General features: G+C 74.2%; 12 protein-coding genes. 4 read left to right on the forward strand and 8 right to left on the reverse strand.

Annotation, left to right across the window (positions count from 1 at the left end; genetic code table 11):
* The first annotated feature begins 1 nt into the window (after nt 1).
* Nucleotides 2–1,120: an alpha/beta hydrolase family protein gene (locus VFJ94_RS06700; RefSeq protein ID WP_325003423.1), complete on the forward strand. Its 1,119-nt coding sequence runs from the start codon at nt 2–4 to the stop codon at nt 1,118–1,120.
* A 73-nt stretch (nt 1,121–1,193) separates the two neighbouring features.
* Here the strand turns inward: VFJ94_RS06700 and VFJ94_RS06705 are convergent, their stop codons facing one another.
* A complete protein-coding gene (locus VFJ94_RS06705; RefSeq protein WP_325003424.1) occupies nt 1,194–2,012 on the reverse strand; it encodes a uracil-DNA glycosylase in 819 nt (272 codons plus the stop codon).
* A gap of 144 nt (nt 2,013–2,156) precedes the next feature.
* Here VFJ94_RS06705 and VFJ94_RS06710 point away from each other — a divergent pair, with 144 nt between their 5' ends.
* Nucleotides 2,157–3,605, forward strand: coding sequence for a PQQ-dependent sugar dehydrogenase (locus VFJ94_RS06710; RefSeq protein WP_325003425.1), 1,449 nt, complete (start codon nt 2,157–2,159; stop codon nt 3,603–3,605).
* 188 nt (nt 3,606–3,793) lie between these two features.
* Here VFJ94_RS06710 and VFJ94_RS06715 read toward each other — a convergent pair whose 3' ends face one another.
* The 6 genes from VFJ94_RS06715 to VFJ94_RS06740 form a co-directional block, all read right to left on the reverse strand.
* Nucleotides 3,794–4,276 carry a DUF1992 domain-containing protein gene (locus VFJ94_RS06715; protein ID WP_325003426.1) on the reverse strand — a complete coding sequence of 161 codons (483 nt, stop codon included), beginning with the start codon at nt 4,274–4,276 and terminating at the stop codon, nt 3,794–3,796.
* Nucleotides 4,277–4,327: 51 nt separating this feature from the next.
* Entirely contained in the window at nt 4,328–5,653 is a 1,326-nt protein-coding gene (locus tag VFJ94_RS06720) for a cyclic 2,3-diphosphoglycerate synthase (protein ID WP_325003427.1), read from the reverse strand.
* A 169-nt stretch (nt 5,654–5,822) separates the two neighbouring features.
* A complete protein-coding gene (locus VFJ94_RS06725; RefSeq protein WP_325003428.1) occupies nt 5,823–7,142 on the reverse strand; it encodes an erythromycin esterase family protein in 1,320 nt (439 codons plus the stop codon).
* Nucleotides 7,139–8,524 carry a phosphoribosyltransferase family protein gene (locus VFJ94_RS06730; RefSeq protein WP_325003429.1) on the reverse strand — a complete coding sequence of 462 codons (1,386 nt, stop codon included), beginning with the start codon at nt 8,522–8,524 and terminating at the stop codon, nt 7,139–7,141. The genes VFJ94_RS06725 and VFJ94_RS06730 overlap by 4 nt, the downstream gene beginning before the upstream one ends.
* Nucleotides 8,525–8,596: 72 nt before the next feature.
* Entirely contained in the window at nt 8,597–8,911 is a 315-nt protein-coding gene (locus VFJ94_RS06735; RefSeq protein WP_325003430.1) for a hypothetical protein, read from the reverse strand.
* A 27-nt stretch (nt 8,912–8,938) separates the two neighbouring features.
* Complete coding sequence (locus VFJ94_RS06740) at nt 8,939–10,099, reverse strand: GNAT family N-acetyltransferase (protein WP_325003431.1); 1,161 nt, start codon at nt 10,097–10,099, stop codon at nt 8,939–8,941.
* A gap of 181 nt (nt 10,100–10,280) precedes the next feature.
* On the opposite strand from VFJ94_RS06740, the gene VFJ94_RS06745 reads away from it, so the two are divergent.
* Both VFJ94_RS06745 and VFJ94_RS06750 read left to right on the forward strand, forming a co-directional pair.
* Nucleotides 10,281–10,772, forward strand: a complete 492-nt coding sequence (locus VFJ94_RS06745; RefSeq protein WP_325003432.1) for a sigma-70 family RNA polymerase sigma factor — start codon at nt 10,281–10,283, stop codon at nt 10,770–10,772.
* Entirely contained in the window at nt 10,769–11,431 is a 663-nt protein-coding gene (locus VFJ94_RS06750) for a zf-HC2 domain-containing protein (RefSeq protein ID WP_325003433.1), read from the forward strand. The genes VFJ94_RS06745 and VFJ94_RS06750 overlap by 4 nt, the downstream gene beginning before the upstream one ends.
* A gap of 316 nt (nt 11,432–11,747) precedes the next feature.
* Here the strand turns inward: VFJ94_RS06750 and VFJ94_RS06755 are convergent, their stop codons facing one another.
* Nucleotides 11,748–12,764, reverse strand: a complete 1,017-nt coding sequence (locus VFJ94_RS06755; protein WP_325003434.1) for an SDR family oxidoreductase — start codon at nt 12,762–12,764, stop codon at nt 11,748–11,750.
* Nucleotides 12,765–12,988: the final 224 nt, after the last annotated feature.

The following is a 12,988-nucleotide window of genomic DNA, read 5'->3' on the forward strand; positions in this document are numbered from 1 at the left end:
GGTGCACCGCCTTCGCGCCACGTCCGCCGGCCTGATGGCGGCGGTGGTCCTCGGTGCCTGCACGGCCGGACCGGCGGCGACGCCAGCCCCTGAGGCCTCCCCTGCGCCAGTCCCGCCCAGCGGCGGCCGGCCAAGCGCCTCCGCCGCACCGTCCGGCGGACCGGCTCGGCAGGCGCCCGCCGCACCGACGCCCGCCGCAGCGACGCCCGCCAGCACGTCGAGCGCGGCGCCGCGGGCCGCCCCGAGGCCGGACCCGCTGTCGCTCCAGGCGCTCATCGCGAAGCGCTACGACGGCCATGGGCTGCGCCTGGGGCGCGAGGGCGGCAGCACGAGCGCCTACCGGCAGTATGCGGTGACCTACGAGGGCGGTGGCCTCACCATCTCCGGGCGCATCGCCGTCCCCCGCGGCCGCGGGCCGTTCCCCGCGGTCGTCCTCGCCCACGGCTACGTCGACCCCGCGGCATACGTGGGCGGCCAGACCATGCTGCGCGAGCGGGACCACCTGGCCCGAGCGGGCTACGTCGCCCTGCACATCGACTACCGCAACCACGCGGAGTCCGACGACGACCCGGCCAACGACGCCCACCTGCGCCTCGGCTACACCGAGGACGCCATCAACGCGGGCCTGGCCCTGCAGCAGTACCCCCTCGTGGACCGGGGCCGCATCGGGATCGTCGGGCGGTCGATGGGAGGCGGCGTCGTCCTGAGCGCCCTCGTCGTGCGGCCGGGCCTGTTCAAGGCGGCGGTCGCCTACTCGCCCGTGAGCTCCAACACCATCGACAACTTCAACCGCTGGGTGCGCCCGGACCCGTCCCGGTCGGGCGTCGCGCGGCAGGTCATCGCGCGTCTCGGCACGCCGGAGGCGGCGCCGGCGCGCTGGGCTGCCACAAGCCCCCGCACCTTCTTCGCGCGGGTCTCCGACCCGCTCATGATCCACCACGGGACGCTCGACGAGGACTGCCCGATCCAGTGGACGCGAGACACCGTCGCGGCCCTCCGGGCGGCGGGCAAGCCGGTCGAGTCGCACGTCTACGAGGGGGAGCGGCACACCTTCACCGCGCAGTGGCCGCTGTCGATCAGGCGCACGACCGACTTCCTCGACCGCTACCTGCGCCGGTGACGGTGCACCCTCCCCCACCTACGTCACTGTTGCAGAAACTGGAGCAGTGACGTAGGGCTCGGCCGGCACACCCTCACAGGCGGGCGATGACCTCGTCGAGCATGGCCTGGGTGAGCTTGCCGGTGAAGGTGTTCTGCTGGCTGACGTGATAGCTGCCGACAAGCCGTATGCCGCGCCCGTCCGGGGCCGACAGCTGGGCCTCCGCCCCGTGCCCGAAGCGGGGCTTCGGCCGCGGCACCTCCCACCCGAGCCGGCGGGCTGCGGCGAGCGCCGCGTCCCAGCCGATGCTGCCCAGCGCGAGCATCGAGCGCAGGTGAGGGGTCGCGAGCTCGAGGTCCCGGTCGAGCCAGTGCCCGCACGTGCGCCGCTCGTCGGTCGTCGGGCGGTTGGCGGGCGGCGCGCACCGCACCGCCGCCACGATCCGCACGCCCGTGAGCACCAAACCGTCGCCGCTCGCCTCCGACGTCGGCTGGCTCGCATGGCCGGCGCGGTGCAGGGCTGCGTAGAGCCAGTCGCCCGAACGGTCCCCGGTGAACATCCGCCCGGTCCGGTTGGTGCCGTTGGCCGCCGGGGCGAGGCCGACGACGAGGACCGCGGCCTCCGGGTCGCCGAAGGACGGCCCCGGACGCCCCCAGTACGGCTGGTCGGCGAACGCGGCCCGCCGACCGCTCGTCGCGACCGCCTCCCGCCACGCGACGAGCCGTGGGCAGGCGCGGCATACGCTCACCCGCGCATCGAGCTCAGGTATGCCGCGCGCCCCGGCTGCCAGCGAAGCCACCTCGTCCTCGTCGTGGGCCACGGGCGTCGTCGCGTCGGCAGGGTCACCCGGCCACCCGGTCCCCGGCGGCACCGGCGAGTCGAAGAGCGCGCCGGTCACGGGGTGCGGCTCCATGGGCGCAGGCTAGCGGGCGCTCGGCCCCAGACAGGTAGTAGTACCTATGGACACCTGTGTGCCGCCTCCGCTCGGGAATAGCGTCGAGTCGCTCCGCGTGACCCCTCCGGCGTTTCGGCGCCGCGGCGAAGAAAGGTGAACGCCATGCAGCCACCCTCGAGGACTCGCCGGCGCCTGGCGGCCGGCCTGTTCACCATCCTGGCGGCGCTCGGCGGCGCTGCGTCGGTCGGCACCGCCAGGGCCGACACCCCGACCGCCCGAGAGCCGATCGACGACCCCATCCCCGGCCACATCGCCAACGGCGCGATCCAGCTCAAGCTGCAGACGGTGGCGGAGGGGGCGGGCCTCACGGCGCCCAACTGGGGCACCTTCGCGCCGGGCGTGCCCGGCTTCCTCTACGTCGTGGACCAGGACGGGCCCCTGTGGGCCGTCCACACCCGGACGGGCGCCAAGCGAAAGGTTCTCGACACCGCGTCGCTGCTCGTGCCCCTCATCCTCGCCGCCGACGAGCGCGGCTTCCTCGGCGTGGCGTTCCACCCCTCCTACGCCACGACCGGCCTGCTCTACACGATGACGTCAGAGCGCATCCCCGGCACTGCGTCGACGCCCAACCAACAGCCGAACCACCTCGCGACCGTCCGCGAGTGGCGCGTGCCCAACCCGACCGCGAACCCCCTGACCCGGATGCCACTGACCCCCGCGGCCAGTCGGGTGGTGCTGCGGATCACCGAGCCGCAGTTCAACCACAACGGCGGGGCGCTCTTCTTCGGCACGCGGGCCTCGGACCGCAACCTGCTCTACATCACCTCGGGTGACGGCGGCTGCGCCGACGACCAGCACGGGCAGCTGGGCCTGGCCGGTGAGGGCCCGTGCATCAGCCACGAGGGTCCCGGCAACGCCCAGCGGCGCGACAACCTCCTCGGCAAGATCCTGCGCCTGGACCCCCGTGCCGGTGGCGCGCCGCAGATCTTCGCCCTCGGCTTCCGCAATCCCTTCCGGGCATCCTCCGACCGCGCCGACCTCGGGGGCACCGGGCAGATCTGGGCCGCGGACGTCGGGCAGAACCACGTCGAGGAGGTCGACGCGCGCATCGTGCAGAACGGCAACTACGGGTGGCGCGTCAAGGAGGGAACCTTCCAGTTCGAGCCCAACGGGTTCGACCTCCTCGGCTTCGCGTCCGACGGGTTTCCCTTCGCCAACACGCCCGGGCAGCCCGCTGGTTTGATCGACCCCGTGGCGCAGTACGACCACGACGAGGGCGTCGCCACGATCGGCGGATTCGTCTACCGCGGCTCACGCTTCCCGGAGCTGCGCGGCACGTACGTGTTCGGTGACTACTCGGACGGGTTCACGTCCGCCAACGGGCGGGTCATGTACGTCCGCGAGGGTGACCAGGCCAACCCGAAGGTCCGCACCCCCGGCGTGTTCAACCTGGTCAACGGCCACATCAACCTCTTCGTCCTCGGCTTCGGCGAGGACCGTGACGGAGAGCTCTACGTGCTGGCGAACAAGACCGGCGGTCCCGACGGCGACACGGGCGCGGTGCTGAAGCTCGTGCGTGAGTGCACCGGGGCCGCCGACTGCCGCGACTGAGACTGGCCCGCGAACCCCACGGGCGAGGGCCCGGCGTGGGCTAGGGTGCGAGGCGCGGTGACCCCCGTGCACGCGTCTCGCAGGTCCGTGGGTCGCTACCCCCGTGGCGGCCCACGGACCACTGTCTGGACACGGGCTCACCGGGCACTCCTGGCACAGGAGGCACGAGACTGCCGTGCCTGCCGCGGTCAGGGCCGGCGCAGGAGGCGGCGCAGCAGCCCTCGTCGGACGGGCGGCGGCGGGGCGGGCGGCGCAGGCGGCTCCGGCCGAAGGCGCGCCCGCAGCTCGGCCCAGGCCGCGACCATCTCGTCCACGTCGACGGTCTTGGCCAGCACGGGCGGCAGGTTTCCGAAGACGGGGCGCAGCCGGTCGGCCTTCACCCGGGCGTTGTAGTCCTCGAGGATCTCGCGGACGCGGCCCTCGGTGCGCACGTCGACGAGCGAGTCGGGGAAGCCGGCCGCCTCCTTGCGCAGCGCGAGCGGAGTGGGCAGGGCGGCAGACAGGTCCAGGCCCTCCCGCGACGCGTAGCGCTTGACCCACCAGTCCGGGTCACCGAGGTCCACGAGGTCCTCGAGCGGCTTGCCGGCCCCCGACAGGTGGTCGAACTCGCCCCGCTCCTGCGCCTCGCGGATCTGCTTGTCGACCCAGCTCTCATAGTGGGGCTGCGACATCTCGCCTCCTCCCGTGCGCCTCCTCGCACTCCCGAGTGTAGGCGCGGGCGCTCACCCGAGGACCTTGGCCACCGCCTCCTCGAGCCCACCGGGCTGCCGCTCCCGCAGCTCGTAGCGGGCCCGGACGACCGGCCGGCTGAGGGTCAGCACACGGGTGAGGTCGATGGGGGCGGCGCACACGACGACGTCGCAGTCGGTCGCCTCGATCGTCGCCTGCAGGTCGCGCACCTGCGCCGCGCCGTAGCCCATCGCAGGCAGGACGCCCCGGGCGTTGGGATAGCGCGCGTAGGTCTCGGCGAGGGAGCCGACGGCATACGGGCTGGGGTCGACGATCTCGGCGGCGCCCGCCGCGCGCGCCCCGACGACGCCGGCCCCGAAGGTCATCGACCCGTGGGTCAGCGTCGGGCCGTCCTCGATGACGAGCACGCGCCGGCCCCGGACCGCCTCCGCGTCCTCGACCGTCACCGGACTGTCCGCGCGCAGGATCGCCGCCCTCGGGTTGAGCCGGCGCAGCGACGACTCCACCGCCTCGATGTCCTCCGGGCGCGCCGAGTCGCACTTGGTCACGACGGCGACGTCGGCCATCCGCACGTTGGCCTCGCCGGGGTGGTGCGTCGCCTCGTCGCCGGGGCGGAGCGGGTCGGCGAGCACGACGTGCAGGTCGGGGACGAAGAAGGGCAGGTCGTTGTTGCCGCCGTCCCACAGGATGACGTCCGCCTCCCGCTCGGCGGCGCGGAGGATCCGCTCGTAGTCGACGCCGGCATAGACGACGACGCCGCCCTCGAGGTGCGGCTCGTACTCCTCCCGCTCCTCGATCGTGCAGTCGTGGCGCTCGAGGTCGGCAGGCGTCTCGAAACGCTGGCAGGCCTGCCTGGCCAGGTCGCCGTACGGCATCGGGTGGCGGACGGCGACCACCCGGTGCCCCCGGGCGCGCAGGAGCCGGGAGAGGTAGCGCGTCGTCTGGCTCTTGCCGACGCCGGTGCGCACCGCGGTGACGGCGACGACCGGCTTGGTGCTGCGCAGCATCGTCGCGCGAGCGCCCTGCAGCCAGAAGTCCGCCCCGGCCGCGATGCACGCCGACGCGACGTGCATGACCTGCACGTGCGGGACGTCGCTGTAGGCGAAGACCGCGACGTCGACGCGCTCGCGCGCGATGAGGTCGGTGAGCGCGCTCTCGTCGATGATCGGAATGCCTTGCGGGTAAAGGGCGCCGGCGAGCTCTGGTGGGTATCGGCGCCCGTCGATGTCGGGAATCTGCGTGGCGGTGAAGGCCACCACCCGGTAGGCCGGGTCGCCGCGGAACACGACGTTGAAGTTGTGGAAGTCTCGGCCAGCGGCTCCGAGGATGACGACGGTGCGCGCGCGGGACGTGCTCATGCCAGACCGCACTCTCTCCGGCTGCGGTCGACCGACGGAACCGACACACCCGTGTCGTGGGTAGTCCTGGCTGCGGGACCCGCCGCGCCCAGTCTAGGACCGGCGCGCTCCGGATGTCGGCCCGCTCTCCCGTATGCCGCGGAGCGGGCCGGAGCGGCATACGGCCGGGTCAGACACCCCAGGGCTCCGTCTCGTACTCCGGCTCCCGAGGGGGCGGCTCGTGGTGCAGGGGCCGCAGCGCCCTCGTCTCCTCGAACCACAGCAGGGCGTCGTAGCGGCCGCCCATGCGGGTCGGCACGTAGTTGCCCGCCTCCCGAGCGGGGCTGTAGACGACCCCGATGGCGCGGTGGCCGAGCTCGGCAGCCAGCCACGGCCCGGAGCGGTCGTCGGGGAAGGCGATCACGGCGGGGGCGCCGAGGGCCGTGTGCAGCACGTCCTCGCAGCTCCCGGGCCGGGCGGGTGGCACCGGCAGCGACCGCTCGGGAGCCCCCCAGGCGGAAGCCGCGACGACGGAGCCGCGGTGCCCGGCAAGGCCCACGAGGGCGACCCCGTCGTCGGCGTGCCGCTCCCGCAGCAGCTGGCCGACGTTGACCATCCCGGCCCGCGCCATGTCCGTCGCCCGGGCGTCGCCGATGTGCGTGTTGTGCTCCCAGACGAGCCCCTTGGACGCGGGACCGAGGTGGCCGGCGAGGCGCTCGATCGTGTCGGCCATGTGGTGGTCGCGGACGTTCCACGAGCTGCGGTCGCCGCGGACCATGGCCCGGTAGTAGCGCTCGGCCCCGGCGGCGACCTCCGCGTTCTGGACGGCCGCCAGGGTGGCCCCGTCACCGAGGCCGGGGTCACGGGCCCGGTTGCGCACCTCCGACAGCAGGTGCGCGACGTCGGCCTCGCACGTCTCGGGGACGAGCCGCGAGTAGCGGGCGTACTGGTGGGGGTCCTCGCGGAAGGGCACGAAGCACTGCCACGCCTCCATAGCCGTCTCCACCGCCGTGGGCGCGTGCTGCTCGAGCCAGCGGATGACCTCGCGCAGCGAGTCCCACAGCGAGTAGACGTCGAGGCCGTAGAACCCGACCCGGGCCTCCGGTGCCCGGTCGAGGTTCCACGTGCGCAGCCTGTCGAGGAAGTCGGCGACCTCGCGGTTGGCCCACATCCACGTCGGCCACCGCTCGAACTCCTCGAGCACGCCGACGGCGTCGAGGTCCTGCTCGTCGAGACCGCGGACCCACTGGTTGATCCGCCAGCAGTCGGGCCAGTCGCCCTCGACGCCGATCCACGTGAACCCGTGCCGCTCGATGAGCAGCCGGCTGAGCTCAGCGCGCCAGCGGTAGTACTCCGACGTGCCGTGCGAGGCCTCCCCGACGCAGACGAACCGGTCGCGCCCGACCGCGTCGGCGAGCGCCTGGAGGTCGGCCGGGGCCGCGAGCGGGCCGGCCAGCCGGGCGATCTCGTCGAGCATCGGCTCGAGGCTCGTGGCCCGCTGCCGCGTCACCGCACACGCTCCTGGCCGCCGTCCGTGGACGCGTCGGTCCGGTCGAGGTGCGTGCGGAACCAGTCCCCGGCCAGCCGCGACACCTCCGCGAGCGCGCCCGGCTCCTCGAAGAGGTGCGTGGCGCCCGGCACGACGGCAAGCTCGCTGGGGCAGCGCAGCCGGGCCCGGGCTGACCGGTTGAGCTCGAGCACCTCCTCGTCGGCGCCGCCGACGACGAGGAGGGTCGGCGCGGTCACCTCGGGCAGGCGGTCGCCGGCCAGGTCGGGACGCCCACCGCGGGAGACGACGGCGAACACGCGCCGGCCCGCATCGGCGGCGGCGACGAGGGCCGCCCCGGCGCCCGTGCTCGCGCCGAAGTAGCCGATGGGCAGCGACGCGAGCCTCGGCTGGGTCGCCACCCAGTCCGTGGCCGCGAGCAGCCGCCCGGCGAGCAGCGGGATGTCGAACACCGTGGCGCGGTCGTCCTCCTCCCCCTGCGTGAGCAGGTCGAGCAGCAGCGTGCCGATGCCAGCCTCGTTGAGCGCCCCCGCGACGAAGCGGTTGCGCCGGCTGTGCCGGCTGCTGCCCGAGCCGTGCGCGAAGAGGACCATCCCCGTGGGATGCCCCGGCACCGCGAGGTGGGCGCCGAGCTGGTGGCCGTCGGCCGGCACCACGACCTCGGCATCCACGACCTCGGCATCCACGACCTCGGCATCCACAACCTCGGCATCCACAACCTCGGCATCCACGACCTCGGCAGCACCTCGCTGCCGGGCGGCCTCGTCGAGGAGCCGGACGACCTCGTCGTCGGGGGTGGCCTCGAAGTGGCGGTAGTACTGCCCCACCGCCATGAGGTCGCGAGGGGCGAGGACCGCCACGAGCTCGTCCGCGTCGGGGAACCCGTCGACCCGGTCGGCGGGCAGGACGGGGACGGCGAGGACCACACGCGCCGCCCCCCGCAGGCGCGCGACCCGGCAGGCGACGCTGGCGGTGGCCCCGGTCGCGATGCCGTCGTCGACGACCACGGCGGTGCGTCCGTCGAGCGGCACCGCGTCCCGGCCCGCCCGCAGCCGCGCGAGCCGGTCGTCGAGGACGGCGCGCTCACGCGCCTCGACGCTGCGGACCCGGTCCTCGTCGATCCCGAGGCGGACGACGAGCTGCTTGTCGAGCACTCGGACACCCTCCTCACCGATGGCTCCCATGGCGAGCTCCGGCTGGAAGGGCACGCCGAGCTTGCGCACGACGAGCACGTCGAGCGGGGCGCGCAGCGCCGTGGCGACCTCGTAGGCGACGGGCACCCCGCCGCGCGGCAGGCCGAGGACCACCACGTCGGCGCCACGCAGGTGCTCGAGACGCTCAGCGAGACGCCTGCCCGCGTCGGTCCGGTCGGTGAACAGGTCCATGGGGCACCTCCACCGACCAGTGTGGACCCTTCCGCATGGGGGTGGCAGCGCGGACGACGGCCCGCCGTGGGCTCAGCGTCGGTCGGCGAGCACGTGGGCGGCCGCGGCGCTGACGCCGGCCACCGCCAGCACGGCCGGCCACGGGCCGACCTTCTTCGCGAGCGGGTGGGAGGCCCCGAAGCCGCCGAGGTAGACGGCCGAGAGCAGCGCCGTGCCCGGGGCACCGGCCTTCGCGAGCCAGGTGCGCCCGGCATACAGCCCCGCGATGCCGAGCACGACGCCACCGAGCGGACGGATCCCGCTCTCCCGGGCGGCGACGTAGCCCCCGATCAGTCCCAGGGCGGCGAGCGGTGCGGTGGACACGTCCTCGGCGGCGCGCAGTGTCATGGCGCGATCGTATGCCGCGACGCCGGCTCAGCCGGGGCCGGCCCGGGGCAGCAGCTCCCAGTGCAGGCCGTCGGCGTAGGTGCCGTCCGCGAGGAGGTCGACCGCGTGCTCACGGCCGTAGACGACGAAGCCGTTGCGCTCGAGCACGCGGTTGCTCGCGACGTTGTCCGCCGCCGTCTCGGCGACCAGCCGGCGCAGGCCGAGACCGCCGCGCGTCCGAGGAGCGAGTGCGTGGCGCACCGCGAGTCGGGCGGCCGTGCGGGCCGCGCCGCGGCCTCGGGCGCTCGGGAAGAGCTGGTAGCCCAGCTCGGCCACGTCGCCGATGACGGGACCGTCGCGGCGGAAGATGACGGCGCTGCCGAGGGCCCGGTCGCTGGCCGCGTCGGCCACGCACCACTCCACCGACCTGCCCTCCGCCATGAGCTCGCGCCGGGCCAGCAGCCACTCGGAGAACATCTCGCGCCCCAGCACGGAGCGCGGCGGCATCCAGTGCGCGGGGTCCGTGCGGTCCTCGACGGCGTCGAGGTCCGCGTCGCGCCACGGCCGCAGCCGAATGGCGTCCTCCTCCAGCACGGGTGGCTCGAGCCACGGGGCACGCGGCCGCATCGGCTCGTCCCTCGCGAGGCTCGCGTTCCACGTGCCCAGGGCCGGGGCCGTGGGGTCGCCGGGGTCGACGTGGCTGCCGGGGATCGTGCCGTGGAAGGTGAAACCCGTGGCCCAGGCCACCCGCCGCGAGGCCCAGTTGCCGACGACGGCCCGCCAGTGCAGGCGCGAGAGCGGCCTCCCCCACGGGCCGGTCCCGAAGGCGTGGGCCGCGGCGAGACGCACCGCGCGCGACATCACGCCGGTCCGGCGAGCCATCGGGTGGAGCCCGAAGCCGAGCGAGGCGGTGTCACCCGGCTCGCAGAAGCGCAGCTCGATCGTCCCCGCGAAACGGGGACCGTCGTCGCCCATCGTCTCGATGGCCCAGCCCCGTGTCCCGGTCGCGCTGCGCCACTGGTCGGCAAGCCGGTCGACGAAGCGCACCCCGTCGGCGCGGGTGTAGTCGCGCGGCACCGCGGTCCAGCGCTGCGACTCGGCGTCGAGAGCCTGCTCGACGATGGCCTCCACGTCGTCCGGGGTGTGCGCCCGGAGCCGGACCACCCCGTCCGTGAGGACGGGGACAGGGCTCGACGACGCCGCGGGCATGCCCTCCAGCGTGCCATCGAGACCGTCGCCGCGCAGGTCGGTAGCCGCTGCGGCACCGCCCGGGCTCGTCGAGTGCTCCAGATCGGAGCGGCGGCCCCCTCCGCGTGAGACGGTGTCGGCAGCCGACCCGATGAACCGACCGGCCGGGTAGGCCGTCTTGCTTCTCGGAAGGAGGTGACCGGTGGCCCTCGACGAGGATGCCGTCGCCCAGATCTACCTCGAGCACGCCCCGATGCTGCGCCGCGTGGTGTGGCGGGCCACGGGCGATGCCGGGCGGGTCGAGGACATCGTCCAGGAGACCATCCTTCGGGTCTGGCGCAAGGCGCCCGACACCGACAACCTGCGTGCCTACCTCATCGCGACCGCTCGCCACCTCATCGTCGACCAGCACCGGGCAGCCGCCCGCCGGCCGCACGAGGTGGCCCTGCAGGACACCGGCGTCGGGGGGACGAGCGACCTCGACCAGGCCCTCGACCAGGTGCTCGTGGAGGAGGCGCTGGCCCGTCTCCAGCCCGACCACCGCACGATCATCCGCTGCCTCTACTACGAGCGACTCACCGTGGTCGAGTCGGCCCGGCGCCTCGGCATACCGGACGGGACGGTGAAGTCGCGCGCCTTCTATGCCGTGCGCAGCCTGCGCGACATCCTCGACGAGATGGGGGTGACCCGATGACATCCGGACCGACATCCGGACCCGACGACCTGCACATGCTGCTCGGCTGCTTCGTGCTCGGCGGGCTCTCGGCGTCGGACCACCAGGCCTTCACCGAGCACCTTCGCGGCTGCTCCCAGTGCCAGCAGGAGATGGGCCAGGTCTCGGGCCTGCCGCACCTGCTCGACCTGGCCGCGCCGACCGACCTTCCGGAGCCCGGGCCGTCCGGGGTCCCCGACCTGCTCGTCAAGCTCAGCCGGCGTCGCCGCCGCACCCGCCGCCTGCTCGCCGCGGCGGCCAGCGTCGCCGCCGTCCTGCTGGTCGGGGTCGGGGTGCTGCTCGGCCCGCGCCTCAGCACGTCGCCCGCGCCGCGTGAGCTGCCCACCGCCAGGTATGCCGCCGTCCCCGCCCCAGGCTCGTCCGTCAAGGTCGAGGTGGCGGTCGTCACGCGCGGCTGGGGAAGCCAGCTCGATGTCAGCTGCGAGCAGCTGCCGACCGGCGGCGAGCTGAGCCTCTGGGTGCGGGACCGGTCCGGGCGTGCCACCCAGGTGGCGTCGTGGAACGCCACGGCCACGGGCTACGCCACCGTCACCGGCGCCACGGCGGTCCGTCCACCCGACATCCGGGTCCTCGAGGTGCGAACGGGCACCGGCCAGGTCCTCGCGAGCGCCAGCACCTGACCCACCCCACCCCCCCCACGCCCCCCACCCTCGTCGAGTGGCCACTTCCGCACGCCCCCACCCTCGTCGAGTGGCCACTTCCGCACGCCCCCACCCTTGTCGAGTGGCCACTTCCGCACGCCCCGGCCCGCACGAAACTGGCCACTCGAGCGAAACTGGCCACTCGACCCAGCGGACGGCCCCCCCACCCTCGTCGAGTGGCCACTTCCGCACGCCCCAACACGCACGAAAGTGACCACTCGAGCGAAACTGGCCACTCGACCCAGCGGACGGCCCCCCACCCTCGTCGAATGGCCACTTCCGCACGCCCCGGCGCTCACCTGGCGCGCCGGCGAGCCACCCCTGCCGCGACCGCACCGAGGGCGGCGGCCGCGCCGAGCAGCCCGTGGTGCTGCGAGGCCCACAGCTGCACCGAGCGGGTCGAGGACCGGTCGCTGAACCGCCCACGCGTGCCGAAGTCGGTGTCGTCGTCCACCGCCTCCCACAGGTTGGCCGGGCGGTCGTGGTCCGTGCGCTCCGATGTCTGTTGCGAGGAGAACCCGGTGCGCGCGAGGTAGCGGTCGAGCAGCCCCGGCGCGATCGCGTTGGCCGCGAGGGTGCCCACCGTGCTCCCCCCGACCCAGTACTCACGCCGTCCGGGGTGGTCGGCGGCATACAGGACGGCCCGGGCCGCCACCTCCGGCTGGTAGATCGGCGGCACCGGCTGGGGCTTCCTCGGCAGCCGCGAGAGGACCCAGGAGAACTGCGGGGTGTTGACCGCCGGTAGCTGCACCATGGTCACCCGCACCGCGCTGCGCTCGTGGAGCAGCTCGCATCGCAGCGCCTCGTGGAAGCCCTGGAGGGCGTGCTTGGCCCCGCAGTATGCCGTCTGCAGGGGGATGCCGCGGTAGGCGAGCGCGGAGCCGACGTGCACGACGGTGCCCGACTGCCGGTCCTTCATCCGGGGCAGGACGGCCATCGTCGCGTAGACGTAGCCGAGGTACGCGACCTCCGTCACGCGCCGGAACTCCTCGGGGCTGATCGACTCGAAGGGCGCGAACACCGAGGTGAAGGCGACGTTGACCCAGACGTCGATGGGGCCGAGCTCCCGCTCGATCGTGTCCACGGCGGTCCCGACCTGGGCGGCGTCCGCGACGTCGACCGGCACGACGAGCGGCTGCCCGCCGGCCGCGCGCACGTCCCGCGCCGCGGCCTCGAGCCCGGCCGATCCCCGCGCGAGGAGCGCGACCTTGGCGCCCCGGGCGCCGAAGGCCACCGCCGACGCCCGGCCGATCCCGGCACTCGCCCCGGTGACGGCGACGACCTGGTGGCTGCCTGCCGTGCTGCGACCCATGTGCGGTTCCTCCTCGCGCGGTCCGTCCCCGGCTGGCCGGGATCTGCTGGTCCCTGTCCTACCCCGCCTGGTCGCTCCGGGAACGACCCGACGCCGTCGCGGCGGGTAGGGTCGCTCGAGGACCTGCCCGCGGCCAGCCACTCGGACGGAGCGCAGCATGAGCGAGAGCCACGGACTCCTCGCCGGGCGCTACCGCCTCATGCGGCGACTCGGCGCCGGGGGTA

It is taken from the genome of Intrasporangium sp., from assembly GCF_035688975.1.
Taxonomy (GTDB): domain Bacteria; phylum Actinomycetota; class Actinomycetes; order Actinomycetales; family Dermatophilaceae; genus CALMNV01.